At 74.6% G+C, this 25349-nt stretch carries 18 protein-coding genes and 1 riboswitch; of the genes, 6 read left to right on the plus strand and 12 right to left on the minus strand.

Annotated features, from left to right (window positions below; translation table 11 throughout):
* Positions 1-30: 30 nt before the first annotated feature.
* The gene (locus HH311_RS28885; RefSeq protein ID WP_169187180.1) at positions 31-1791 is read right to left on the minus strand and encodes a hypothetical protein; all 1761 of its coding nucleotides are present in this window, start codon (positions 1789-1791) and stop codon (positions 31-33) included.
* Here HH311_RS28885 and HH311_RS28890 point away from each other — a divergent pair.
* A complete protein-coding gene (locus tag HH311_RS28890) occupies positions 1759-2583 on the plus strand; it encodes a hypothetical protein (protein ID WP_169187181.1) in 825 nt (274 codons plus the stop codon). The genes HH311_RS28885 and HH311_RS28890 overlap by 33 nt on opposite strands.
* A gap of 36 nt (positions 2584-2619) precedes the next feature.
* Here the strand turns inward: HH311_RS28890 and HH311_RS32925 are convergent, their stop codons facing one another.
* A complete protein-coding gene (locus tag HH311_RS32925) occupies positions 2620-5274 on the minus strand; it encodes a LuxR family transcriptional regulator (RefSeq protein WP_169187182.1) in 2655 nt (884 codons plus the stop codon).
* A gap of 331 nt (positions 5275-5605) precedes the next feature.
* Between HH311_RS32925 and HH311_RS28900 the strand changes: the two genes are divergently transcribed.
* From HH311_RS28900 to HH311_RS28910, 3 genes are read left to right on the plus strand one after another with little or no spacing between them, the layout of a single operon-like run.
* Positions 5606-6250 carry a hypothetical protein gene (locus tag HH311_RS28900; RefSeq protein WP_169187183.1) on the plus strand — a complete coding sequence of 215 codons (645 nt, stop codon included), beginning with the start codon at positions 5606-5608 and terminating at the stop codon, positions 6248-6250.
* A gap of 17 nt (positions 6251-6267) precedes the next feature.
* Positions 6268-6879, plus strand: coding sequence for a DUF6529 family protein (locus tag HH311_RS28905; RefSeq protein WP_248304342.1), 612 nt, complete (start codon positions 6268-6270; stop codon positions 6877-6879).
* Entirely contained in the window at positions 6876-7298 is a 423-nt protein-coding gene (locus HH311_RS28910; protein ID WP_169187184.1) for a Rieske (2Fe-2S) protein, read from the plus strand. The genes HH311_RS28905 and HH311_RS28910 overlap by 4 nt, the downstream gene beginning before the upstream one ends.
* Before the next feature lie 4 nt (positions 7299-7302).
* Here the strand turns inward: HH311_RS28910 and HH311_RS28915 are convergent, their stop codons facing one another.
* The 6 genes from HH311_RS28915 to HH311_RS28940 form a co-directional block, all read right to left on the minus strand.
* Complete coding sequence (locus HH311_RS28915) at positions 7303-8823, minus strand: amino acid permease (protein WP_169187185.1); 1521 nt, start codon at positions 8821-8823, stop codon at positions 7303-7305.
* Positions 8820-9977: an agmatinase family protein gene (locus tag HH311_RS28920; protein WP_169187186.1), complete on the minus strand. Its 1158-nt coding sequence runs from the start codon at positions 9975-9977 to the stop codon at positions 8820-8822. The genes HH311_RS28915 and HH311_RS28920 overlap by 4 nt, the downstream gene beginning before the upstream one ends.
* A 30-nt stretch (positions 9978-10007) precedes the next feature.
* A riboswitch (guanidine-I (ykkC/yxkD leader) is annotated at positions 10008-10118 on the minus strand.
* A gap of 88 nt (positions 10119-10206) precedes the next feature.
* On the minus strand, positions 10207-11049 hold the full coding sequence (locus HH311_RS28925; protein WP_169187187.1) for a class I SAM-dependent methyltransferase: 843 nt from the start codon (positions 11047-11049) through the stop codon (positions 10207-10209).
* A 2-nt stretch (positions 11050-11051) separates the two neighbouring features.
* Positions 11052-11699: a TMEM175 family protein gene (locus tag HH311_RS28930; RefSeq protein WP_169187188.1), complete on the minus strand. Its 648-nt coding sequence runs from the start codon at positions 11697-11699 to the stop codon at positions 11052-11054.
* On the minus strand, positions 11696-12304 hold the full coding sequence (locus HH311_RS28935; RefSeq protein ID WP_169187189.1) for a histidine phosphatase family protein: 609 nt from the start codon (positions 12302-12304) through the stop codon (positions 11696-11698). Before HH311_RS28935 ends, HH311_RS28930 begins: the two co-directional genes overlap by 4 nt.
* A gap of 13 nt (positions 12305-12317) precedes the next feature.
* Positions 12318-12746, minus strand: coding sequence for an HIT family protein (locus HH311_RS28940; RefSeq protein WP_169187190.1), 429 nt, complete (start codon positions 12744-12746; stop codon positions 12318-12320).
* A gap of 95 nt (positions 12747-12841) precedes the next feature.
* Here HH311_RS28940 and glgX point away from each other — a divergent pair, with 95 nt between their 5' ends.
* Together glgX and treY are read left to right on the plus strand one after the other, a co-directional pair.
* Entirely contained in the window at positions 12842-15061 is a 2220-nt protein-coding gene (glgX, locus tag HH311_RS28945) for a glycogen debranching protein GlgX (protein ID WP_169187191.1), read from the plus strand.
* A 5-nt stretch (positions 15062-15066) separates the two neighbouring features.
* Entirely contained in the window at positions 15067-17472 is a 2406-nt protein-coding gene (gene treY / locus HH311_RS28950) for a malto-oligosyltrehalose synthase (protein WP_169187211.1), read from the plus strand.
* A 226-nt stretch (positions 17473-17698) separates the two neighbouring features.
* Here treY and HH311_RS28955 read toward each other — a convergent pair whose 3' ends face one another.
* The 4 genes from HH311_RS28955 to HH311_RS28970 all read right to left on the minus strand — a co-directional run bounded on the left by HH311_RS28955 (position 17699) and on the right by HH311_RS28970 (position 25202).
* Positions 17699-18733, minus strand: coding sequence for a ferric reductase-like transmembrane domain-containing protein (locus HH311_RS28955; RefSeq protein ID WP_169187192.1), 1035 nt, complete (start codon positions 18731-18733; stop codon positions 17699-17701).
* Between the two features lie 3 nt (positions 18734-18736).
* On the minus strand, positions 18737-18991 hold the full coding sequence (locus HH311_RS28960; RefSeq protein ID WP_169187193.1) for a hypothetical protein: 255 nt from the start codon (positions 18989-18991) through the stop codon (positions 18737-18739).
* 227 nt (positions 18992-19218) lie between these two features.
* Positions 19219-20259, minus strand: coding sequence for an aldo/keto reductase (locus tag HH311_RS28965; protein ID WP_169187194.1), 1041 nt, complete (start codon positions 20257-20259; stop codon positions 19219-19221).
* A 38-nt stretch (positions 20260-20297) separates the two neighbouring features.
* Positions 20298-25202, minus strand: coding sequence for a SpoIIE family protein phosphatase (locus HH311_RS28970; RefSeq protein WP_169187195.1), 4905 nt, complete (start codon positions 25200-25202; stop codon positions 20298-20300).
* Positions 25203-25349 lie beyond the last annotated feature (147 nt).

The raw sequence follows: 25349 nt of genomic DNA on the forward strand, positions 1-25349 counted from the left end.
TATCGGTCGTGCTTGCCGAGCAGGAGGGACTCAGCCGTGGTGGCCGCCGTGGTCGGCCGCCGCGGCGTGGTCGTGCCCGCCGCCGTCGTGGCCGCCACCGTCGTGGGCCGCCTCGTGCTCGTGGAACACCGGCTCCTCGTGGTGCTGCTCGGCCTGGTGCTGCTCGTGCCCACCGTTGTGCTGGTCGGTGATCCGGTGGTCGACGTTGAGCTGGTGCTCGCCGCCGCCGTCGTGACCGCCGCCCTGGTGCTCCTGGTGCTGCGGACGCGGGCCCTGGAAGTGCCCCTGGCCGCCGCCCTGGTGCTGCGGAGCCGCACGGAAGACGTCGCCGCCCTGGTTGACGTCTCCCCCGCCGCCCTGGCCGCCGTTGTGCTGGTCGGTGATGCGCCCGTCGACGTTCACGCCGCCGCGGCCACCGCCGGCGAACACGTCGCCGCCCTGGTTGATGTCACCGCCGCCGCCACCGAGGCCGCCGTTGTGCTGGTCGGTGATCCGGCCGTCGACGTTGACCGGCCCGCCACCGCCACCGGCGAACACGTCGCCACCCTGGTTGATGTCGCCACCGCCGCCACCGAGGCCGCCGTTGTGCTGGTCGACGATCCGGCCGTCGACGTTGACCGGGCCGCCACCGCCGCCGGCGAAGACGTCGCCGCCCTGGTTGATGTCACCGCCGCCGCCACCGGCGCCGCCGTTGTGCTGGTCGGTGATCCGGCCGTCGACGTTGACCGGGCCGCCACCGCCACCGGCGAAGACGTCGCCGCCCTGGTTGATGTCACCGCCGCCCCCGAGGCCGCCGTTGTGCTGGTCGGTGATGCGCCCGTCGACGTTGACGCCGCCGCGGCCACCGCCGGCGAAGACGTCCCCGCCCTGGTTGATGTCACCGCCGCCGCCACCGGCGCCGCCGTTGTGCTGGTCGGTGATCCGTCCGTCGACGTTCACGCCACCGTGACCACCGCCGGCGAAGACATCGCCGACCTGGTTGATGTCACCGAGGTCGTTGAGCCCGCCGCCGTTGTGCTGGTCGACGATGCGCCCGTCGACGTTGAGGCCGCCGCGGTGCGCCGCGGCCGCGAAGACGTCGCCGCCCTGGTTGATGTCGCCGCCCCGGCCGATGCCGGCGTTGTGCTGGTCGGTGATCCGGTTGTCGACGTTCACCCGGCCGCGCCCGCCGTCGGCGAAGACGTCGCCGCCCTGGTTGATGTCGCCGCCCCCGCCGAGGCCGCCGTTGTGCTGATCGACGATGCGGCCGTCGACGTTGACCGGGCCGCCGCCCTCGCCGGCGAACACGTCGCCGCCCTGGTTGATGTCCCCGCCCCCGCCGACGCCGCCGTTGTGCTGATCGGTGATCCGGCCGTCGACGTTCACGCCACGGCCACCGCCCGCGAAGACGTCGCCGGCCTGGTTGATGTCGCCACCGCCGCCACCGAGGCCGCCGTTGTGCTGGTCGGTGATCCGGCCGTCGACGTTGACGGGGCCGCCACCGCCGCCGGCGAACACGTCCCCGGCCTGGTTGATGTCGCCCCCGCCGCCGCCGAGGCCGCCGTTGTGCTGATCGACGATGCGGCCGTCGACGTTCACGCCGCGCCCGCCCTCACCGGCGAACACGTCCCCGGCCTGATTGACGTCCCCGCCCCCGCCGAGGCCGCCGTTGTGCTGATCGGTGATCCGCCCGTCCACGTTGACCGGCCCGCCACCGCCACCGGCGAACACGTCCCCGGCCTGGTTGATGTCCCCGCCGCCCCCGCCGAGGCCGCCGTTGTGCTGGTCGACGATGCGGCCGTCGACGTTCACGCCGCGCCCACCATCGCCGGCGAACACATCGCCGGCCTGGTTGATGTCGCCACCGCCACCGAGGCCGCCGTTGTGCTGGTCGGTGATCCGGCCATCGACGTTCACGCCGCGCCCACCATCGCCGGCGAACACGTCCCCGGCCTGGTTGATGTCACCACCGCCACCGAGGCCGCCGTTGTGCTGGTCGGTGATGCGGCCATCTACGTTCACGGGCCCGCCACCGCCGCCGGCGAACACATCGCCCGCCTGGTTGATGTCCCCGCCACCCCCGCCGAGACCACCGTTGTGCTGGTCCACGATCCGGCCATCCACGTTCACGGGCCCGCCACCGCCACCGGCGAACACGTCCCCGGCCTGGTTGATGTCCCCGCCACCCCCGCCGAGACCACCGTTGTGCTGGTCCACGATGCGGCCATCGACATTCACCGGGCCGCCGCCGCCACCGGCGAACACATCGCCCGCCTGGTTGATGTCGCCGCCACCACCGGCGCCGCCGTTGTGCTGGTCGGTGATCCGGCCGTCGACGTTCACGTCCCGGCCTCCGCCGGCGAAGACGTCGCCGCCCTGGTTGATGTCGCCGCCGCCACCGCCGCCGCCGTTGTGCTGGTCGGTGATCCGGCCGTCGATGTTGAGGTTGTCCTGCTCGGTCATGTCCGCTCCGTCGTTCTGGATAGGTCGGGGGCACGCCCCGGTGGTCCGCTGGTCCGCCCGGGCCGTGCGCGAAGGCGACGACGCCGTGCCGATGTGTCCGAGGAGAAGTCTTGGCCGAGCGCCCCCGGGAGTCCTGAGTAGCGGACTACTCGGCTTGGCGGTCCCCGGTGACGCGCACTACTCGGAGAGGTACGTCGACCCGCCGATGACGACGGAGCCGAGGTCGCGGCGCCCGCTGATGCCCAACTTGCTGTAGACGACGTGCAGCACGTTGTCGACGGTGCGCACCGAGACCACGAGGTGCTCGGCGATCGCGCGGCTCGTCATCCCGGACGCGGCCAGCGAGGCGATCTCGTGCTCCCGCCGCGTCAGCTCCGAGGAGGAGTCGAGGTCCCCGAGGGCGGGGGTGCGGGCACCCTCGCACTCCTGCGCCCAGGCCCGTGCCCGGAGCGCGCTGGCGTTCCCGCCGCCGCGGACGCCGCGCGCGCGGTGGAGCGCGCTCGCCTGGGCCGCGGCCTCGGCCGCGAAGAGCCGGGCGCCGAGGGCCGCGAAGCCGTCGGCCGCGCGGTCCAGCGCGGCCGCGTCGGCGGCGGCGTGGGCCCGGGCGTGGTCGACGAAGGCGGCGGCGAGCGGACCGTCCGCGCCGGTCGCCGCCGACTCGAGCCGGTCGGCGACCGGCAGCGTCGTCCCCAGCCGCACCGCGGTGTGCAGGGCGACGAGGTGGGCCTGGAGCAGCCCGTCGCGCTCCGCGTGGTCCGCCGCGGCCAGGCACGCCCGCTCGGCCTCCCGCAGGCGGCCGCCCGCCACCGCGGTCCACACCGGCGCCAGCCCGGCCCACGGGGCGTAGGCGTTGCCGCCCTCGCCGAGCACGCGCTGCAGCTGGCGGGACGCGTGGGGGACGCCGTCGAGGTCGCCCGTCACGACGGCGGACTGGATGATCTCCGACCACAGCACGACGAGCAGCGGGAGCCCGTCCGGACGGACCCCCGTCGTGGCGTCGCGCAGCCAGCGCAGCGAGGTGCGCATGGTGCCGCGCAGCCCCGCGGTGACCCCCAGCCACCCCGCGTGGAGCGCCTTGGCCGTCGCGTGGCCGTCCGCCACGGCGCGCTGGTAGCCCTCCCGGGCCAACCGCTCGGCCTCGTCGAGCCGGCCGGTGAACACGTGCGACTCGCAGCAGCCGGTGTCCAGCTGCAGGTGCGCCCACTCCGTCGTGAGCCCGAGCGGCGGCGGGGTCGCCGCGACGGCCTCCCGGGCCTGCACGGCCACGCGCACGGTGACGTCGTGGCGGCCCGTGCGCCGCAGCGCCGCCGACGCCACGGCGAGCGCCTGCAGCCGGGTGGCGTCGACCGCGCCGTCCACGCCCCGCAGGTCCGCGGCCAGCTGGAGCGTCTGCTTGGCGCCGTCGTACGGGGGGAACAGCGCGGCGTCGAGCGCCGCGAGCTCCGGGGCGGCCTGGTCGTCGGGGGGCTCGGGGCTCAGGTCGCGCAGCACGGTGGCGGCCCGCGCCGGGAGGCCGAGGCCCCAATAGAGGTTGGTGACCCGCGTGACCGCGAGCTCGGTCCGGCGCTGCGGGTCCTCGTCGCGGAACCACAGGCCCGCGAACAGGTCCTCCGCCTCCGCGGAACGCCCGAGCCCGATGAGGACCTGCCCGAGCACGACCGAGGCCGCGTAGCCGCCGCCCTGCTCGACGGCGGCGCGGGCCAGCCGCTCCGCCGCGCCGTAGTCGACCTTCATCGTGCTCTCGGCCGCCACCCGCAACATCTCGGCGTCCGTCGGCAGGCCGGCGGCGAGCCGCCACGTCACCGCGCGCAGCCGGTCGCCGGAGCGGCGGACGCCGGCCGCCTCGAGGCTCTCGGCGAGCTGGCGGTACACCGTCTTCTCGCGCCGCGGCGACGTCCGCTGGCGCAGCACCTCGCCGTAGAGGGGATGGGCCAGCCGCAGCTCCACCCGGCGGTCCTGGCGCTCGGAGACGACGAGCCCCTTCCGCTCCACCGCCGACAGGGCGTCGGGTCCCACGACCCGCTCCGGGGTGTCCGCGCCGAGGGGCTCGCCGAAGGCCAGCAGCTCGAGCACGGCCTGCTCGTCGGCCTCGAGCGAGCCCATGCGGGCGTCGATGAGCTCGGTCAGCCGCGGGGACGGCACGAGGGGGCCCTTCCACCGCCAGACGTCGGCGTCGCGCCCCAGCGCACCGCTGGCGAGACCGCCCTCGACGAGCTCGCGGAGGAACAGCATGTTGCCCAGGCTGAGCTCCCACAGGTGGTGCAGCGTGGCCCCGTCCACCTGCCCGTCGAGGACCTGGCGCACCAGCTCGTCGGACTGCGCCCGCGCCAGCCCGTGGATGTCGATCCGCTCGGCGAGCCCTTCCTTCCAGAGCGCGAAGATCGGGTCGGGCACGGTCACCCCGGTGCGGGCCGTGATCACGACGCTCGCGGCCCCGGTGACCGCCAGGTGGTGGATGAGCGCCGCCGAGGTCGCGTCGAGCAGGTGGGCGTCGTCGACCGCGAGGACGAGCCGCCGCCCGGCCGCGCCGTCGACGAGGTGCCGCGCGATGTTGGGCAGGAGGTGGACGGCGTGCGAGCCCGGGCCGTCCCACGCCGCGAGCAGCTGGCCCATCGCGCCGAGCGGGATGCCCGACGCCGAGCGGGTGGCCATCACCCAGCGCACCGCGGCGCCGCCGGACTCGGCGTGCTCGGCCACGGCGCGGGCCAGGCGGGTCTTCCCCACCCCCGGCGGGCCCACGAGGACGACGCCGGTGAGCTGCCCGTCGCCGAGGGCCTTCCGCACGGCCGCGAGCTCGCGCTCGCGTCCGACGAAGGGCCACTGCCGCGCCATGCCCGTCTCCCGGTGCGTGGGCCGGGAGGTCGCCGGTCCCGACCGCGAGGCCGGATCCGGACCGCTCCCAGCGGGTCCGAACGAGTGAGAGGCACACCGTGTCGCATCGCGGGCGTGGTGGTCGACAGTAGTCGACTACGCAAAAAGCGTCATCCGACGAGAATGCGGGCCCGTTTTCCGCCTGTATGCGACCTTTGTCCGTCTCCCGAGGACCGGTCCCGCGGGAAAACGAGTAGTTCCGACCGCCGAACCGAGTACCGGGAACACGGGCCACCCGCGGGGGCGGCCCCGAACAATGGGCGGTCGACCACCGGAGGTCTCGGGAGGGACCATGTTCCGCGCCCCCATCCTCACCCTCGCCGCCGTCGTCGTGCTCGGCCTCGTCCTGATCGGTGTCGACATGGCGGTGCAGCCGCCGGCCGCCCCGCCGACGCCCGCCGCGTCGGCTGCGGCCCCACCCCCGGCCGCGGCCGCGGCCACCGCGGCGGTCCCGCCTCCCGCGGACTTCCCGGCGCAGGTCCGCTACGTCGGGGACGTGACCGCCCAGGGCACGACGATCCCGATCGCGGTGACGGTGGACGGCGGCCGCGCCAAGGCCTACGTCTGCGACGGGCGCCACGTGGAGGCGTGGCTGCAGGGCACCGCCGCGGCGGGTGCGCTCGATGCCTCGGGCCGCCGGGGCAACCACCTCACCGGCCACCTCGACGGCGACCGCCTCACCGGCACCGTCCACGTCGCCGGGCTCCCGGACGCGCCGTTCACGGCCTCCCCGGCGACCGGGACGCGGACCGGGATCTACCGGCAGAGCGTGTCGGGACGCACCTCCGGCTGGATCGTCCGGGGCGACGGCGGGCAGGTCGGGCTCAGCCACGACGGGACCGGGGCGCTCGCCCCCGCGCCCCCGCTGCCGGACGGCCCGCTGCCCGCCGGGGTCGGACCCGTGGACGGCACCACCGACGTGCTCGCCGCGCCGTGACCACCGGAGGAGCCAGCATGAGCAGCCGCGCCGACACCCCGCCCGCCGACGACGACGCCCCGACCGGCCCCGTCGGACCGTTCCCCCGCACGCAGCCCGGGCCACGGGCTCCGGCCCTCCTCGTCCCGGTGCTCGGCGGGATCGCGCTCGCCGTGGTCCTCGGCGTCTACGGACGCCTGCACGAGCCCGGCGCGGTCGCGGTGAACGTCGCCGGCTTCTCCGGGCCCGCGTACGTCAAGGCGTGGCTCACGACGGTGGCCGTGCTGCTCGCCGTCGTGCAGCTCGTCTCGGCCCTGAACATGTACGGACGGATCGGCGCCGGCTCGCCGTCCTGGGTCTCGACGCTCCACCGCTGGTCGGGCCGGTTCGCGGTCCTGGTCACGGTCCCGGTCGTCGTGCACTGCCTCTACGCCTTCGGGTTCGCCTACGACAGCCCGCGGGTGCTGGTGCACTCCGTGGCCGGCTGCCTGTTCTACGGCGCGTTCGCCACCAAGATGCTGGCGCTGCCCCGCCGCGACCTGCCCGCCGTGGCGCTGCCGGTGATCGGCGGCCTCGTCTTCACCGCCCTGGTGGCGCTGTGGCTGACCGCCGCGCTCTGGCTGTTCACGACCCGGGGGCTGCACCTGTGACGCCGGACGTGCCCCACCCCGGCCGGCGCACCGTCCTGCTCGCGGCCTGTGCCGGGCTCGCCGCGTGCGGCGCGGCGGCCTGCGCCGAGTACGGCTCGGGGGCGCCGCCGCCCGCCGCGCCGCCGGCCGCCGGTCCGGCCGGCATCGCGGGCGCCACCGTGCCCGTCGGCGGGGGCGTCGTGCTCGCCGACCGCGGCGTCGTCGTCACCCAGCCCGTCGCCGGGACGTTCGCCGCCTTCGGCACGACGTGCCCCCACCAGGGCTGCTCGGTGGACACCGTCGCGGACGGCACGATCACCTGCCCGTGCCACGGCAGCCGCTTCCGCGTCGCCGACGGCGGCGTCGCGCAGGGGCCCGCCACCCGGGGCCTGACACCGCGGCCGGTGCGGGTGGTCGACGGGCAGGTGATCGTGGGGTGAGGGCTCAGGTCGGGCGGGCGACCTCCTCGGACGCGGCCCGGGGCGACGCGGCGTTCTGGCGTCGCACGAGCGCGTAGGCGGCGAGGCCGAGCACGACGACCACCACGACGGCGAGCGGCGCCGACCACTGCAGCACCCAGCTGCTCCCGTCGGGGTCGTACACGGCCTGGCGGGGCCAGCCGATGTTCACCAGCAGGAAGACGCCGAACACCACCGCGACCACGTTGACCGGCAGCCCCCAGCGGCCCAGCGAGAAGTGCGCCGGGTCGGGCCGGTGGTCCGGCGAGCGCCGCAGCCGGTGCCAGAGGCGGGGCACGGTGACGAACAGGTAGGCCAGGTAGACGATCACCACCGAGATCGACGTGACCGAGGTGAACACCGAGGTCTGTCCCAGGTTGATCAGCAGCACCGCGATGGAGAGCACCCCGACGGCGACCCCGGACCAGATCGGCGTCCTCGTCCGGGGCGAGACGTGGGCCAGGGTCCGGGCGAACGGCAGCCGACCGTCGCGGGCCATGGAGAACATCACGCGGGTCGCGGAGGCCGCGATCGCCAGTGCCGCGGAGAAGATCGACACCGCGACGATCCCGAGCACGATCCGGCCGAGGACGTCCCCGAGCTGCGAGGTCACCACCCACGCGATGCCGGTGCTCGACAGCTCCGGCGCGGCCAGGTCCGGCGCCGCGACGAGCGCGGCGAGGATGAGCAGCAGACCCCCGACCCCGGAGATGAGCATGCAGCGCACGATCGCCTGCGGGGCCGTCCGCCGCGGGTCGCCGGTCTCCTCGGACAGCTCGGCCGCCGAGTCGAACCCGTACATCACGTAGGCGGCCATGAGCATCGAGGCGAGGAACGGCCAGACGTAGGAGCCGTCGCCCTGCACGCCGTTCGTCTCGAACACCACCTCCGGGCCGCGCTGGGCGTGGACGAACAGCAGCACGACGACGACCAGCACCCCGACGATCTCGATGGTCACCCCGGTGCGGGTCACCACCGCCATGCGGGTCACCCCGAACGAGGCGATGACGATGCAGAGCGCGATGCAGATCGAGCCCAGGACGATGGCGTTGAGCGCGCCCGTCGGCGACGTCGGGTCCGGGTCGCCACCGACGAGCTGGAACCCGCTCCACACCTCGGGCAGCACGGCCTGGAGCGCGATCGCGATGGCCGCCACCGACACGATGTAGCCGATCTGCATGAGCCAGCCCGCCATCCAGCCCACCGGGTCGTTGGAGACCCGCCGTGACCACTGGTAGATCGCGCCGGCGATCGGATAGGTCGCGGCCAGCTCGGCGAAGACCAGGCAGACGCAGAACTGGCCGACGAACACGATCGGCCAGGTCCAGATGTAGGCGGGGCCGCCGAAGCCGTAGCCGATGATGAAGAGCTGGAAGACGGTCGTCAGGATCGAGACGAACGAGAACCCGGACGCGAACGAGGCGAAGGGGCCCAGCCCGCGGTGGAGCTGCTGGGCGTAGCCCAGGCCCGTGAGGTCTCCGGCGTCGCGTTCCTCGAGTGCGGTCATGCCCGCGCTCCCTTCGGGAGGTGCCCGGAGCGGACCAGGCAGCCGAGTGCGTCGACGATCACCCGGGTCGCCATGAGCGAGGTGATCTCGGCGTTGTCGTAGGGCGGGGAGCACTCGACGACCTCGATGCCGGCGAGGGGTCTGGCGTCGCAGAGCAGCTGGATGAACTTGAGGACCTCGCGGGGCAGGAAGCCGCCGGGCTCGGGCCACCCGGTGCCGGGGACGAAGGCGGCGTCGAGGCAGTCGATGTCGAAGGACAGCCAGACGGCGTCGGCGCCGTCCCAGGCGACCTCGAGCGCCCGCTCGGCGGCGGCCTCGATCCCCATCTCGACGCAGTCGGTGACCGTCATGATCGTCGTGCCGCGGTCGCGCCCCACGGCGACGCCGGGCCGCGGCGCCTGCCAGCCGCCGATGCCGATCTGGACGAGGTTCTCCGGCGGCACGTTCGGCAGGTCGGTGGCGTGGAACCACGGCGTCGTGTGCATCCGCTCGTCGAGGTCGGTCTCCTGGGTGTCGACGTGGCGGTCGAAGTGGATGATGCCGAGGTTGCCGTCGAGGTTCTCCGCGATCCCGCGGCTCGTCGGGTAGCCGATGGAGTGGTCGCCCCCGAGGACGACCGGGAAGGCGCCGGACGCGTAGACGTGGCTGACGGCCTTGGTGATCTGGTCGAACGTCTTCTCGATGTTCGCCGGGATGGTGAACACGTCCCCGAGGTCGCACATCGTGATCGACTCGCGCAGGTCGACGCCGAGCTCGAACGAGTAGGTGCCGTAGAGCAGGGAGATGTCGCGGATGCCCTTCGGGCCGAAGCGGGTGCCGGGCCGGTAGGTGGTGCCGCCGTCGAACGGGGCGCCGAGGATCGCGACGTCGTACTCCCCGCACTGCCGGACGTCCTCGACGAACGGCGACTTCATGAACGTCGGGATGCCGGCGAAGTGCGGCAGCTCGCCGCGGGAGAACGTCGGGATGGTGCGGTCGACGACCGAGTCGGCCGCTTCCAGCCCCAGCTCGAGGCCGCGGGCGATCTCGGCGTCGCGGGCCGTCGTCGGGAGCGTGCGCTCGATCTCGACGGCGCGGGCGGCCTCCGGGCCGTGGCGCGGGGACTTCCGGGGCGGGCCGCCGTGGGGCGCGGGGTGGTCGGGACGGAACTGCATGGGGTGCTCCCGGGGACGATCCGACTGGTCGTCTCCCGGGCTTTTGTCCCGCCGTGGAACGCGGCGGTGGCCGCGCCTGCCCCTCTCGGTCACGGCCCGGTTCGGCGGAGCGGAACCGGCGGAACCCTAGGGGCGCTCCACCTCGGTGTGGGTCACGGACGAGTGAACGGCGCGGGTGTGACGCTGCCTTTGCGCCGACGTTCCGTCGTCGTCAACGTCGTCGATGTCGTCACGACGCGGCCGGGTTCTCCCAGGTGATCACGTCGACGACCTGGTGGAACCGGTGCTCCTCGCCCCGGACGTGCTGGGCGAGGTAGGTCCCGACGCTGCCCTCGGCCTCCATCCGCTCGAGCGGCACCGAGTCGTCGAAGACGCAGCGCTGCAGGAACCCCTCGACGACCGCGCGGTCGGTGTGCGCGACGTCGTAGTGCAGCGTCGTGACCTCGGGCCCGACCCCGGCCGCCGTGAGGGCCTGCTCCACCTGGGCCGCCGTCGTGAACGGCACCGAGGCCGGGGCGAAGGTGTCGCGGAAGGCCGCGGCGAAGCGCAGGTAGTGCGACGCGGCGGTCGCGTGGACGACCGCGCCGAAGCCGCCCGGGCGCAGCGCGGCGACCATCCGCGCGATCCCGGCGCCGATCTCGTCCGGCGGCACCGCGTAGAGGGCGTGGGTCGCCCAGGCGACGTCGAACCCGCCGACGTCGGCGGGCAGGTCCTGGATGCGGCTGCGGTGCCGGGCGCCCACCGTGAACGGTGCCGCCAGCACCGAGCGGGCCTCGGCGAGCGAGAACGGCGAGGGGTCGAGCAGGGCGATCTCCACCGAGGTGCCGGCCACCGCGTCGGCGAGCCCCCGGCGGATGAGCTCGGCCGGGAACTTCCCGCTGCCGCACGCCACGTCCAGCACCCGGACGCGGCCGTCGACGGCGTGGGCGCGCAGGTCCGCCGCCCAGTCGCGCGCGGCGACCATCCGGCGGTAGTCCTCGAGGGCCAGGGCGTAGAAGGCCTCCATGCCCGCCCGCCCGGCCTCGGCCCAGTGGGCGAGGCTGCGCTGCTCGGTGGAGGGCGGCTCGGACATCGTCAGGTCGTCCGGGACGCCGGCCCGTCGCCCCGCAGGCGCCGGATCACGGGCGTGAACACCGGGTCGGCGACGAGGATGACCAGCGCCCACGGGCCCAGCGCCGGGACGGCGAGGACGACGACGAGGGCGACGACCATCGTCGTGGTGGAGGCGAGGCTGCCGACCACGAAGCTCTCCGGGACGCCCTCGTCGTCCCCGTCCGCCAGGGCGTTGCGACGCATCAGCACGGCCATCGCGGTGAGGGAGCCGCTGCAGACGACCAGGACGGCGAGGTAGAGGTCCACCACGAACCCGCGGACCGGGAGCAGCGCCATCATCTCGGTCGGGAACGGCAGGACGGCGATCGTGAGCACCCAGACGAGGTTGAGCTGGACGAGCGTCCGCGTCAGCCGGTGCCCGTAGCCGAAGAGCCGGTGGTGCGACGCCCAGAAGCGGGCGATCACCACGAAGCTCAGCAGGAAGCTCCCGATCTGCCCGAGGTGCTCGGTGACCGCGGTGACGGGCGGCTCGTGGGTGCGCGCCACCTCCGGGACGATGTCGACCAGCGGCAGCACCAGCAGCGTCAGGGCGATCGCGACGGCGGCGTCGGTGAACGCCACCATCCGGTCGGACGGCGGCAGGTGCTGGTCCCGCCCGGCGCGGGTCACAGGAGCTCCGTGGCGTGGCCGGTCTCGTTCACCGACCGGACCCGAACCCGCCCGCCGCGCGAGACGAGCACCCTCGAGAGCCCGACGTGGTCGAGCGGGAAGTACAGCGGCCGGTCGAGCCCGAGCTCGCCGGTGAGGAACGTGTTGATCACCCCGGCGTGGCAGACGACGAGCACCGACTCGCGCCCGGCGTCGCGGTGTCGCTCCACGATGCGCCCGAACGCCCCGCGCACGCGGGCGGTGAACGCCTCGGCGTCGACGAACGACGGGTAGTGCCCCTCGGTGATCCGCCGCCAGTCCGGGTCGTCCGAGCCCAGCCGCTCGTGGACGGGCTGGTAGGAGGAGCGCCCGACGTCGAACTCGGCCAGGTCGGGATCCACGACGAGGTCCAGCCCGAGGGCCTGCGCCGCGGGCGCGGCGGTCTCCCGCGCGCGGCGCATGCCGGACACCACGACCTCGACGATCTTCTCGCCCGTGGCGCCGGCCGCCCACGCACCGAGCGCGGCGGCCTGCTCGTGGCCCTGGGGAGAGAGCGCCGGGTCCGCACCGCCCTCCTGGCCGCTGACCGCCAGCGGCTCGCCGTGGCGGACGAGGAGGAGCTGCATCGTCGCCCGGCGCTCAGCTCGCCGGGACGGAGTCGCCGTGGCCCGCGGCCGTGAGGCCCTCGCGCAGCCGGCGCGCGGCGTCGTCCATCTCCCCCGGGTCGGGGTCGGTGGCCGCCTGCGAGAAGTCGAAGGCCTCGAGCCCCCAGGCCGGGTGGACGTGGATGTGCAGGTGCGGCACCTCGAAGCCCGCGATCATGAGCGCGACGCGCGGTGGGGACCACACGTCGCGGACGACGCCGGCGATCGTGCGCGCAACGGACATCGCGTGCTCGAACAGCCCGGTTGGCGCGTCGATCCACTGGTCAATCTCCTCGCGCGGCACCACGAGGGTGTGGCCGGGGCCGAGCGGATTGATCGAGAGGAAACCCACCACCTGGTCGTCGGACCACACGAAGCGTCCGGGGATCTCGCCATTGATGATCTTGGTGAAGACCGTCGCCACGGCGCGCAGCCTAACGACCGCGGGCCGTCGGTGTCGGCCGGTAGCGTTGCCCGGGTCGAGGCGGACCCGCGCTCGAGGACATGACAGGAGATGCAATGCAGCCCTGGCCGGGCACGTCGTACCCCCTCGGCGCCACCTACGACGGCGCGGGGACGAACTTCGCGCTGTTCAGCGAGGTGGCGTCCGCCGTCACCCTCTGCCTCTTCGATCCCGACGGCACCGAGCACCGCGTCACGCTCCCCGAGCGCGACGGCTTCGTCTGGCACGGCTACCTCCCCGGCGTGGTGCCCGGGCAGCGCTACGGCTACCGGGTCGACGGTCCGCTGGAGCCCGAGCACGGCCTGCGGTGCAACCCGCACAAGCTGCTCATCGACCCCTACGCCAAGGCCGTCGACGGCACCCTCGGGACCACGTACGCGTGGGACGAGTCGCTGTTCGGCTACCACTTCGCCGACGCCGACGAGGTCAACCACGACGACTCGGCGCTGCACGTGCCCAAGGCCGTCGTCGTGAACCCGTACTTCGACTGGCACGACGACCGCCCGCCCCGCACCCCCTACCACGAGACCGTGGTCTACGAGGCCCACGTCAAGGGCCTGACGTACCTCCACCCGGACATCCCCGAGGAGATGCGCGGGACCTACTCGGCGGTCGCGCACCCGGCGACGATCTCGCACCTGCAGCGGCTCGGGATCACCGCGATCGAGCTGATGCCGGTGCACCAGTTCGTCCACGACGACGCGCTGGTCCAGCGGGGGCTGCGGAACTACTGGGGCTACAACACGATCGCGTTCTTCGCCCCGCACTTCGGCTACGCGGCGGCGGGCTTCTCGGGGTCGCCGCAGCCGGGCGCGCAGGTGCAGGAGTTCAAGGCGATGGTGCGCGACCTCCACGCCGCGGGCATCGAGGTGATCCTCGACGTCGTCTACAACCACACCGCGGAGGGCAACCACCAGGGCCCCACGCTGTCCATGCGCGGGATCGACAACCAGGCCTACTACCGCCTGGTGGAGGACCAGCCGCAGTACTACATGGACTACACCGGCACCGGGAACTCGCTGAACGTCCGCCAGCCCCACACGTTGCAGCTGATCATGGACTCGCTGCGGTACTGGGTGACCGAGATGCACGTCGACGGCTTCCGGTTCGACCTGGCCGCCACGCTGGCGCGGGAGTTCTACGACGTCGACCGGCTGTCCACCTTCTTCGATCTCGTCCAGCAGGACCCGGTGATCTCGCAGGTCAAGCTGATCGCCGAGCCGTGGGACGTCGGGCCGGGCGGCTACCAGGTCGGCAACTTCCCCCCGGGCTGGACCGAGTGGAACGGCAAGTACCGCGACACGGTGCGCGACTTCTGGCGGGGCACGGCCGGCACCCTCGGCGAGTTCGGCTCGCGCCTGACGGGGTCCAGCGACCTCTACCAGGACGACGGCCGGCGTCCCTACGCCTCGGTCAACTTCGTCACCGCGCACGACGGCTTCACCCTGGCCGACCTCGTCTCCTACAACGAGAAGCACAACGAGGCCAACGGCGAGGGCGGCAACGACGGCGCCGACGACAACAACTCCTGGAACTGCGGCGTCGAGGGACCCACCGACGACGACGCCGTGAACACGCTGCGGCAGCGGCAGCGTCGCAACTTCCTCGCCACGCTCTTCCTGTCCCAGGGCGTGCCGATGCTGCTGCACGGCGACGAGATGGGACGCACCCAGTACGGCAACAACAACGGGTACTGCCAGGACTCGGAGATCTCCTGGCTGGAGTGGTCGCCGTCGAAGGCCGACGTCGAGCTGATGGGCTACACCGCCGAGGTGTCGGCCCTGCGGGCGGCCCACCCGGTGTTCCGCCGCCGGCGCTTCTTCAACGGCCGCACGATCCGGCCGGCCGCCCCCACCCAGGATCAGGCCGACGTCGACTACCAGCGCGACATCGCCTGGTTCACCGCCTCCGGCGAGGAGATGGACGACGAGGACTGGGAGGCCGGCGCCGCCGTGCTCACCGTGTTCCTCAACGGCGAGGGCATCGCCGAGGCCGACGAGCGCGGCCAGCGGGTGGTCGACGACTCGTTCCTGTTGATCTTCAACGCGCACTACGAGGACGTCGAGGTGACCCTGCCCGGCGCCGGGCTGCCCGACCGGTGGGCCACCGTGCTCGACACCGTCGACGGCACCGTCGTCGTCGGGACGGCCCGGACCTCCTCGATCACGACGGTCGACGAGCTCCCGGACGACCTCGAGACCCTCGGCGGGGGCGACACCGTCACCATGACCGCGCGCTCGACGCTGCTCCTGCAGCGCACGGACGTGCAGCGGTGAGCCCGGTGGTGCCCTCGTCCACCTACCGGCTCCAGCTCGCGCCGGACCAGGACCTGGCGGCGGCCACCGACCTCGTGGGCTACCTGTCCGACCTGGGCGTCGGCGCGCTCTACTGCTCGCCGCTGCTGCAGCCCGCCCCGGGCTCGACCCACGGGTACGACGTCGTCGACCCGACCCACGCCAACGACGAGCTCGGCGGCGAGCCGGCCCGGGTGGCGCTCGTCGCGGCCCTGCGCGAGGCGGGCCTGCGCGCCCTGCTCGACCTCGTGCCCAACCACATGGGCGTGGCGGTGCCGCCGGCCAACCCGTCGTGGTGGTCGCTGCTGCGCCTGGGCACCGACTCGCCGTACGCGTCCTGGTACGACGTCGACCTCTCCGACCTCGCCGAGCGCCCGATCCTGATCCCGGTGCTCGGGTCCCCCGAGGACGTCTCGGCGCTGGAGCTCTCCGACGACCGCACCGAGCTGCGCTACTACGAGCACCGCTACCCCGTCGCGCCCGGCACCGCCGACGAGGGCTCGCCGCAGGAGGTGCACGAGCGCCAGCACTACCGGCTCGTGCACTGGCGGCGCGGCAACGCGGAGCTGACCTACCGGCGCTTCTTCGACGTGTCCGACCTCGCCGCGGTGCGCGTGGAGGACCCGGAGGTCTTCGAGGCCACCCACGCCGAGGTGCTGCGCTGGATCGCCGCGGACCCCGACGTCCTGAGCGGGCTGCGGATCGACCACCCCGACGGGCTCACCGCCCCGGGCGCCTACCTGCGCCGGCTGCGCGCCCGGCTCACGGAGACCGGCCTCGGCGAGGACGCGTGGCTGCTGGTCGAGAAGATCACCTCGCTGCGGGCCGACGGCACCACCGAGGCGCTGCCGTCGTCGTGGCCCGCCGACGGCACCACCGGCTACGACGCGCTGCGCGAGGTGTGCGGGGTGTTCGTCGACCCTCGCGGGGAGTCGCTGATCGACCAGGTCGCGGCCGAGCACACCGGCGGCCGGGAGCGGTTGTCGGTGGCCGAGCACGCCGCGAAGCGCCTGGTCACCGACGAGATCCTCGTGGCCGAGGTGCGCCGGATCGCCGCGCTCGTGCCCGGCGACGACGAGCCCGGGGTCGTCCGTGATGCCGTGGCCGAGCTGCTCGGCGCGTTCCCGGTGTACCGCTCCTACCTGCCCGAGGGCCGCGCCGACCTGGAGCGGGCGGTCGACACCGCGTGCACGGCGCGCCCCGACCTCGCGGAGGCGGTGCGGCGCATCCGGGCCGGGATGCTCGCCGAGCCCGACGGCGACCTCGCGCGCCGGTTCGAGCAGACCAGCGGCATGGTGACGGCGAAGGGCGTCGAGGACACCACGTTCTACCGGTGGAACCGCTTCGTGGCGCTCAACGAGGTCGGTGGGGCGCCCGACCGCTTCGGCGTGCGGCCCGCCGAGTTCCACGCGGCCAACGCCCACCGCGACGCCGCGACCCCGGCGGCGATGACGACGCTCTCCACCCACGACACCAAGCGCTCCGAGGACGTCCGCGCCCGTCTCGCGGTGCTCTCGGAGCTGACCGCCGAGTGGGGGGCCTTCCTGCGCAAGCTCGCCGCGCGGCACCCGCTCCCCCGCCCGGGCGCGACGTCGCCGTCGCTCGAGCTGCTGGCCTGGCAGTCGCTGGTCGGCGCCTGGCCGATCTCCGCGGAGCGCTTCCGCGGCTACCTCACCAAGGCCTCCAAGGAGGCCAAGCTGGTCACGGCGCACGTCGACGCCGTGCCCGAGGTCGACGAGGCCATCGCCGCGTGGCCCGACGCGGTCCTCGGCTCGGAGGAGTCGGTGGCCGACATCGAGGCGTTCGTCCGGCTGATCGACCGGTTCGGGCGCTCGAACGGGCTCGGACAGAAATTGCTGCAACTCGCCGGACCGGGCGTCCCGGACGTCTACCAGGGCACGGAGCTCTTCGAGTTCTCGCTCGTCGACCCCGACAACCGCCGCCCCGTCGACTTCGCCCGCCGGCGCGAGCTGCTGGCCCGTCTCGACGGAGGGTGGATGCCCGCCCCGGTCGCGGCGACCGACGACCCCGCCTCCGACGACCTCGTGGCCACCAAGCTGGTCGTGACCACGGCCGCGCTGCGGTTGCGGCGCTTCCGGCCCGAGCTGTTCTGGGGCTACGCGCCGGTGCCCGCGTCGGGCCCGGCCGCCGACCACGCGGTGGCGTTCGCCCGCGGCGGACCCGCCGGACGGGAGCGGCTGGTGGCGGTGGCGACCCGGCTGCCGGCCGGCCTCGAGGCCGAGGGAGGGTGGCGCGACACCGTGCTCCCGCTCCCCGGCGGCGCCGAGGACTGGACGGACATGGTCACCGGGACCCCGGTGTCGGGTGCGGCGCCGCGGGTGTCGGAGCTGCTCGCGCGCTACCCGGTCGCCCTGCTGGTCCGCCCCGCCTGAGCCGGGACCGGCCGTGTGCGTGGCGCACACGGTCGGCCCGGGTCGGGCCCTCGGCGATGTCGGGGCCCGCCCACCCGCAGGACCCCATGATCACGAGCACCTCAGGCACCCGAGGAGCTCGCCGCACCTGCCCCACGTGCCCCTCGCCCACCGGGCACCCACCCGCCGCATGATCACGGGCACGTCAGGCATCCGGGGAGCCCGTCAGACCTGCCCCCCGTGCCCCTCAGCGTCCGGAGGAGCGCGGCTCCCGCGGGACGACTCCCTGTCGCGTCCGCTCGACGGGCGGCATCACCTCGGTGGCCGCGTCGAGGGCGTCATCGGCCGGGACGTCCGCGGGCCGGTGGCGGCCCTCGGCGCTCCCGCCGCCGGCCGGCGCCGGGCCGGGGGCTGCCTGGTGACGCGGACCCGGCGCCACGGGCGAGGGACCGGTCGGCGGTCGCGGGGAGCGCGGCCGCGGCGTGGGACGGGGCCGGGGCGACGGCGACGGCGACGGCGACGGCGACGGCGACGGCGAGCGGTCGGGCTCGGCCTCGGTGCCCGGCTCGGGACGCCGCACCGGAGCGGCGGCGGGCACCGTCAGGAGCTCCGTCTCGGCCTCGTCCGCGGCCTCGTCCACCCCGCGCGGTGGCCGAGCCGGGACGTCCTTGCCCGGGATCGGGATCTCGCCGGTGACCTGCTTGATCGCGACCTCGGAGACCTTGCCGCGCTCGGCGACCGGCACCCCCACCCGGCGGCGGTCCCGGCGCCGGTACACCAGCGCCACGACGATCGCGATCATCGAGAGCAGCGGGATGCTCAACGTCCACCAGGTGGTGCCGCGGGGGATCACGTTGAGGACCGCGTGCACCACGGCGACCGGCCAGCACAGGTACGACGTCCAGTGCACCCAGAACCAGATCCGCCGCGACATCCGCCGGCGCAGCACCGACGTCAGGATGATCGCCAGGAACAGGTCGGTGGCGACGGTGCCGAGCGCGGCGGCGATCGGGTTGAACGGTGCGATCCCGGGCACGAAGACGTCGAGGACCCGCAGGTGGACGTAGTCGGTCACGATGACCGTGGCCACGTGCAACGCCACGAAGACGACGGTGAGCAGCGACAGGTTCCGGTGCAGCGCCACGAGCACGAACCGGGGCAGCCCGAGCTCGGCGTTCTTGACCACCGACGTGTTGTGCAGGATCCCGAGGACGATGACGAGGCTGAGCAGCAGCAGTGCCATCGCCCCGAGGGCCCGCGAGAGGAACCAGAGCTGCAGCATGCGTCAGCGGGTGAACGGCTGGTAGAACAGCGGCCCCTGCTGCGGGCGGACGTACTGGTACTCGAGGGGGGTCACGCGCGGGACGTCCGGGGCGGAGGCCGTCGCCGAGATCGCGGCCTGGAGCCCGACCGTGAGGGCTGCCGCGATCGCGGCGATCCACGCGGTCGTCTCGACGACCAACCGCTTGTTGGTCTCGTGTGCCGTCCGCTTCACCGTCGCCCGCTGGGACGCGGCACGCGTCCCGCCGCCGTCGGCCACCACGTCACCTCCCGGAGTCGTCCGACCCAGGATGGCGGATGAGAACGGTGTGACGTCCCGGAGGGTGCGCTCCGCGCGCGTGGCCGCCGATCACCGACCCCGAGTGGACCCCCACGGTCCCCGCACGACCGTGGTGACCCACTCGGTGACAGCCGCTGGCCGAGTGGACCCCCACGGCTCTGCTCACAGCCATGGCAGTCCACTCGACGGCGTCAGAGCGCGGGCGCCTACCCGAGCAGCGTCCGATCGGCGGGCGAGAGGCGGTCGGACGCCGTCTTCTGCTGGTGCCAGTAGGGGTAGAGCAGCGGCGGGGCCGAGACCTCGTCGAGGCGCGCGACCTCGTCGTCGGACAGCGTCAGCTCGGCGGCGGCCAGGTTGTCGGTGAGCTGCTGCTCGGTGCGGGCGCCGACCACGAGCGAGGTCACTCCCGGCTTGGCCAGCAACCACGCCAGCGACACCTGCGCGGCCGACACCCCGTGGGCCTCGCCGATCTCGACGGCCACCTCGACGATGTCGTAGAGCTTCTCGCGGTCCCGCACCGGCGGCTCGTCCCACTCGGTGAGGTGCCGCGAGGTCTCCGGGGCGTCCTTCCCGCGGCGGAACTTGCCCGAGTGCAGCCCGCCCGCCAGCGGCGACCACACCAGGATGCCCAGGCCCTGGTCGACGGTCGCCGGGACGAGCTCGTACTCGGCCTCCCGTGCCTGCAGCGTGTAGTGGATCTGCTGGGAGACGAAGCGCTGCATCCCGGTCCGGTCCGAGACCCCGAGCGCCTTCATGAGGTGCCAGGCCGAGTAGTTCGAGCACCCGATGTAGCGGATCTTGCCCTTGCGCACGAGGGTGTCGAGCGCCTCGAGGGTCTCCTCGAGCGGGGTGACGCCGTCCCAGGCGTGCACCTGGTAGAGGTCGATGTGGTCGACCCCGAGCCGGCGCAGCGAGTCCTCGCAGCCCCGCACGATGTGCTCGCGGGAGAGGCCGGCGTCGTTGGGCCCGTCCCCCATGAGCATGCGCACCTTGGTGGCGAGCAGGACGTCGTCCCGACGGCCCTTCACGGCCTCCCCGACGATCTGCTCCGACGTGCCCTGCGAGTAGACGTCGGCGGTGTCGATCAGGTTGACCCCGCGCTCCAGGCAGACGTCGATGAGCCGGCGGGCCTCGTCGATGTCGGTGTTCCCGACGTTCGCGAAGCCGCCCTCCCCGCCGAAGGTCATCGTGCCCATGGTCATCGTCGAGACCTGCAGTCCCGACCGTCCGAGCTGGCGGTACTCCATGGCACCCGAGTGCCCGCTGCGCGGCGTCCCCGATCGGGTCAGGACGAGCGTCCGGCGAGCCGCGACGGCGCGGTCAGCCCGGACAGCGCCAGGACCCGCGCCGCGGGCCCCTCCTCGGGGAGCACCAGCTCCGCCCCGTGCTCGACCGCCTCGAGCAGGAGGCCGACGCCGGCGCTGGCCAGGTAGCCGACGCCGGTCACGTCCAGCGTCCACGGCCCGTCGTACTCGGCGGGCGCGAGCCGCCGCCGGGCCTCCAGCGAGCCCGCCAGGTCGAGGTCGCCCGACACCCGCACCACCGGACCGCCCGGGCCGCTCTCCATCACCACCCGCACCGGGCGCTCGGCCCGTTGCTCCGCCTCCCCCGCGTCGGCGTGGGCCACCTCGTGCCGGCCCGGCGCGACGGTGAACGTCACCGCGGTGCCGTCGGGCCCGCCCTGGACGACCACGTCGGACGCGACGGCCCGGATGAGCAGCAGGCCCCGCCCCCGGTGGCCGGGGTCGGTCGGGGCCTCCCGCCACGCGCCGTGGTCACGCACGCAGACCCCGACGCCCCCGTCGGCGCGGGCCGTGAGCCGCACGTCCACCCCGGCCCCCTCGGGCGGGACCAGACCGTAGGCGTGCTCGACGGCGTTGGTGGCCGCCTCGCCGAGCGCGAGCTGGAGGTCGTCGAGGACGTCCGCGCCCAGCCCGGCCTGGTCCCCCCACGCGGCGACGGACCGGCGCAGCGGGCCGAGGCGGGCCGGGTCCGCGGCCAGGCGGACCTCCAGCGGGGCGGGAGCGAGGCGGACGACGACGACCGCCACGTCGTCCAGGGCACCGGCCGGCACGAGGCCGCCGAGCAGCGCCGACGCCATCGCCTCGGGCGTGCGGTCCTCGCAGGCCGTGGCGACCTCGACGAGCCGGTCGAGGCCCTCGTCGAGGGACTCGCCGCGGCGCTCGACGAGGCCGTCGGTGTAGAGCACCACCGAGGTGCCGGGGGCGATCGTCGTCGTGCCCTCGGTCCGGGCCCGCTGCCGGGCGTGGGCGAGACCGAGCAGCGGACCGTGGCCGGCGGGGTCGGTGAGCAGGTGGGGCGGGGCACCGTCGGCGGGGGCGAGCAGCGCGGGCAGGTGGCCGGCCCGCGCCCAGCGGACCTCGCCGGTCACGATGTCGACCAGCAGGCACACCGCCGTCGACGCGCGGGCGCCCGGCACCCGGGCGACGAGGCCGTCGAGCAGGTCGAGCGCCGGACCGGGGCCGTGCCCGGCGAGCAGGTAGCCCGACAGCGCCGTCCGCAGCTGCCCCATGACGGCGGCCGCGGCGGTGCCCTGCCCGACGACGTCGCCGACGACGACCGCGACGTGGGTGTCGTCGACCTCGACGACGTCGTACCAGTCACCGCCCGCGGAGGTGCCGACCGCGCCCGGCTGGTAGCGCACCGCGATCGGGAGCCGCGGGACCTCGGGGAGCGCCTGGGGCAGCAGCGACCGCTGGAGGGTCTGCGCGATCTGGTGCTCGGCGCGGTAGAGCCGGGCCCGGTCCAGCGCGACCCCGCACGGCTCGGCGAGGGCCTGCAGCGTCGTCCGCTCGCCGTCGTCGAGCCGGCCGCGCCCGGCGAAGCCGACCTCCAGCGCCCCGACGACGCGGCCCGCGGCGATCAGCGGCAACGTGATCGCCTTGGTCAGGCCGCGCGCCCGCAGCAACGCCACGAGCGTCTGGTCCTGCGCCTCGGGCCCCTCGCCCGGCTCCGGCTCGTGGACCCAGAGCGAGACCTCCTCGCGCACGGCGCGGGTGAGGATGGAGTCGACGTCGACCGCGACGACGTCCGCGGTGGACAGGGCGTCGCGCTCGGCGGGCCGGCGGACGAGGACCGAGAGGCGCCGGGTGACGTCGTCGTACTCGTAGACCCCGCACCGCAGGTCGGGGCCGAGCAGCTGCTCGACGTGGGTGACCGCGATGCGCGCCACCTCGAGCGGGGTCGCCGCGGCCGAGAACGCCGCGGTCGCGCGGTGCACGAGCACGAGCCGGTCGGCGGCGGTGCGCTCCTCGGTGCGCAGCAGCGCGTTCTCCAGGGCGGGCAGCACCCGGGTGACGACCTCGTCGGCCAGCATGCGCTCGTCGGCGGACCAGGGTTCGGAGGACCGGTCGCGGTCGAGCTCGAGGGTGCCGACGGTCCGGCCCCGCACCACGAGGGGGCGGCGGAGGTGGTGGGTGCCGTCCTCCGCGTCGGACGCGGCACCGGGGTCCAGGACGCGCACCCGGTCCCCGAGCTTGGCGCGGTCCAGCACCCGGACGAGCTCCGCGAGCCGTTCGGGGACCGTGTCGGAGGCCTCCATGGCCTCGCCGATCTCGGCGAGCAGGGTGGCGCGGTCGGCGTCGCGCAGCCGGGCGTGCACGTCGACGCAGCTGCCGATCCAGCCCGTGGCGGGCTCGGCGCCCTCGCCGCTCCCGCCCGCGGGCACCGGGACGGCCTGCTCGACGACGCGGTGGTAGGTGCCGTCGGCATGGCGCAGCCGGTAGTCGACCTCCCACCCCTGGCTCGTCGCCCGGCCCCGCTCCGCGGCCGCGCGGTAGGCCGGACGGTCGTCGGGGTGCACGCCCTCGAACCAGCCGTGGCCGAGCTCGGAGGCCGGGTCGAGCCCGGTGAAGCGGGACCAGCCGGCGTTGAGGAACAACCGGGCCTCGTCGGCGCCGGCCACCCAGATCATCACGGGCGCGAGGTCGGCCACCGCGGAGAACCGGGCCTCGGCCTCGCGGCGGGCACGCCCGAGCTGGAGGTGGGCGGCGACCCGGGCCTGCAGCTCGGCGGCCGAGAACGGCTTGACCAGGTAGTCGTCGGCCTGGGCCGCGAGGCCCTCGACGGCGTCCTCCTCCCCCGCACGGGCGGAGAGGAGCAGCACCGGGATCCGGGCGGTGCGCGGGTCGGCCCGCAGCGCGACCAGCAGGTCGAGGCCGCTGCGGCCCGGCATGACGACGTCGGTGACGACCATGTCGGGCGGGTCGGCGAGCGCGGACGCGAGGGCGGCGTCCCCGTCGGCGACCGGCGTCACGGTGCAGCGGGGCGCGAGGAGCCGGGTGACGTAGGCGCGCATGTCGGCGTTGTCGTCGGCGACGAGCACGCGCCCGACCGGCTCGCCCTCCGCGACCGGCCCGGTCGGAACCGTCGACGGGTCGGCCGCGTCGTCGGGGATCCAGCGGGAGGCCTCGTCCATGAGAGCCCGCGCGTGGCCCCCGATCTCGCCGTTCTCGGTGGACGCGTCCGGTTCGGCGGCGGCCAGCGGCAGCGCGACGGTGAACGTGGTGCCGACGCCGAACTCGCTCGCCACCTCGATGTCGCCGCCGTGCCGCGTCGTGATCTCGTGCACCAGCGCGAGCCCGATCCCGCTGCCCTCGGCCGAGCGCGCCCAGGCGCCCTCGACCCGGTGGAAGCGGTCGAACAGCCGCGGCAGCTCGTGCTCGGGGATCCCGACGCCGGTGTCGGCCACCGTGAGCACCGCCCGCTCGTCCTCGCGGCGCAGCCGCACCTCGACCCGGCCCTCGCGGGTGTACTTGAGCGCGTTGGTGACGAGGTTGAGCACGACGCGCTCCCAGCCGTCGCGGCCCACCGCGACCGGGACCGTCCCCGGGGCGACGTCGACCACGTACTCCAGCCCGGCCCGCTCCATCGCCGACGCCACCATCCCGGCGATCTCGGTGGTCAGCCGGGCGACGTCGACCACCTCGCGGTGCCGCTCGCCCTCGCCCGCCTGCAGCCGGGCGACCTCCAGCAGATCGTCCACCACCCGCGCCAGCCGCCGGGTGTTGCGGGCGACGACCTCGAGCTCCGCCCGCCAGCGGGCCGGGTCGACCGTGTCCTCGGCGAGGAGGTCGTCCACCGGCCCGGCGACGAGGGTCAGCGGCGTGCGGAGCTCGTGGCTGGCGTCGGCGAAGAAGCGTCGCCGGGTGCGGTCCAGGTCGGCGAGGGCCTCGGCGCGCTCCCGGTCGGCCTCCGCGGCGCGGGCGTCGAGCACCCCGGAGGTGACCTGCCCGGCCACGAGCTCGACGAAGTCGCGGTAGCGCTCGTCGTAGGCCAGGTGGCGGGAGAGCCCGACCACCAGCACCCCGATCGGGCCGTCGTCGTCGCCGGAGGTGGTGGCGGGGGTGAGGGGGACGACGGCGACGCGGTCGCACTCCGGCGGCGCGGCGGGCACGGCGTCGTCGGTGAGCGGCAGGACCCGGCCGGTCGGGTTGACCGCGGCCGCCGGCCACCCCTGCGCTGGTACCCCGAGCTCGACGACCGCGGGCGCGGCGGGCCCGCCCGCCTCGACCCCGACGGCGGCGACGAGGCGGGCGCGGCGCGAGGCCACCGTCGGGTCGAGCAGGTAGAGCAGCCCGAACGGCAGATCGCGGCGGGCGCCCTCGAGGACCTCGCGGGAGGCGGCGGTGACCTCGCCGATCGAGCGGGCCGAGGTCATGGCGCTGGCGAGGTCGCGCAGGAAGGCCATCCGGCGCTCGGCGAGCACCCGCTCGGTGGTCTCGGCGACGACGCACAGCAGGCCCTGGACGCCGCGGTCGCCGTCGTAGAGCGGGCTGTAGGAGAAGGTGTGGTAGGTCTCCTCGGGCCAGCCGTAGCGCTCGAGGTAGAGCAGCAGGTCCTCGTCCCAGGTGGCCTCGCCGTCCTCGAGCACCGTCCGGATCTGCGGGGTCAGGGTCTCCCGGATCTCGGCCCAGACCTCGTCGAACGGCCGCCCGAGCGCCCAGGGGTGCTTGCGCCGCAGCGTCGCCGCCCGGTAGGCGTCGTTGTAGAACATGGTGAGCTCGGGGCCCCACGCCATCCACATGGCGAAGCGCGAGGTGAGCACGACGCGCACCACGTCCCGCAGCGCCGTGGGCCAGCCGGAGGGTGGGCCGAGCGGAGTCGCCGCCCAGTCGACCGCCGCCATGTCCCGGGCGACGCCCGCCTGGTCCGCGAACAGGGGGTCCATGCTCTCCGGTGTCGGCGCATCACCCGTCTGCGACATCTGCTTCCGTTCGGCTGGTTCCTGGCGCGGGCAGCGCGACCGTGACGGTACCCGCCCGCGGCGCGGGGCCGCGCAGTCGCGGTGGGGCCCGGGCGCCGGGATGATCCGGAG

The sequence above is a fragment of the Actinomycetospora sp. TBRC 11914 genome, assembly GCF_012933465.1.
Taxonomy (GTDB): Bacteria; Actinomycetota; Actinomycetes; order Mycobacteriales; family Pseudonocardiaceae; genus Actinomycetospora.

What these genes read in the sequence shown, in the direction of transcription:
- HH311_RS28915 (WP_169187185.1), bottom strand. Translation starts at nt 8,823, where the DNA reads ATGACCGCACTCGAGGAACGCGACGCCGGAGACCTCACGGGCCTGGGC.
- HH311_RS28955 (WP_169187192.1), bottom strand. Translation starts at nt 18,733, where the DNA reads ATGCTGCAGCTCTGGTTCCTCTCGCGGGCCCTCGGGGCGATGGCACTG.
- HH311_RS28935 (WP_169187189.1), bottom strand. Translation starts at nt 12,304, where the DNA reads ATGCAGCTCCTCCTCGTCCGCCACGGCGAGCCGCTGGCGGTCAGCGGC.
- HH311_RS28905 (WP_248304342.1), top strand. Translation starts at nt 6,268, where the DNA reads ATGAGCAGCCGCGCCGACACCCCGCCCGCCGACGACGACGCCCCGACC.
- HH311_RS28925 (WP_169187187.1), bottom strand. Translation starts at nt 11,049, where the DNA reads ATGTCCGAGCCGCCCTCCACCGAGCAGCGCAGCCTCGCCCACTGGGCC.
- HH311_RS28965 (WP_169187194.1), bottom strand. Translation starts at nt 20,259, where the DNA reads ATGGAGTACCGCCAGCTCGGACGGTCGGGACTGCAGGTCTCGACGATG.
- HH311_RS32925 (WP_169187182.1), bottom strand. Translation starts at nt 5,274, where the DNA reads ATGGCGCGGCAGTGGCCCTTCGTCGGACGCGAGCGCGAGCTCGCGGCC.
- HH311_RS28970 (WP_169187195.1), bottom strand. Translation starts at nt 25,202, where the DNA reads ATGGACCCCCTGTTCGCGGACCAGGCGGGCGTCGCCCGGGACATGGCG.
- HH311_RS28900 (WP_169187183.1), top strand. Translation starts at nt 5,606, where the DNA reads ATGTTCCGCGCCCCCATCCTCACCCTCGCCGCCGTCGTCGTGCTCGGC.
- HH311_RS28920 (WP_169187186.1), bottom strand. Translation starts at nt 9,977, where the DNA reads ATGCAGTTCCGTCCCGACCACCCCGCGCCCCACGGCGGCCCGCCCCGG.
- glgX (WP_169187191.1), top strand. Translation starts at nt 12,842, where the DNA reads ATGCAGCCCTGGCCGGGCACGTCGTACCCCCTCGGCGCCACCTACGAC.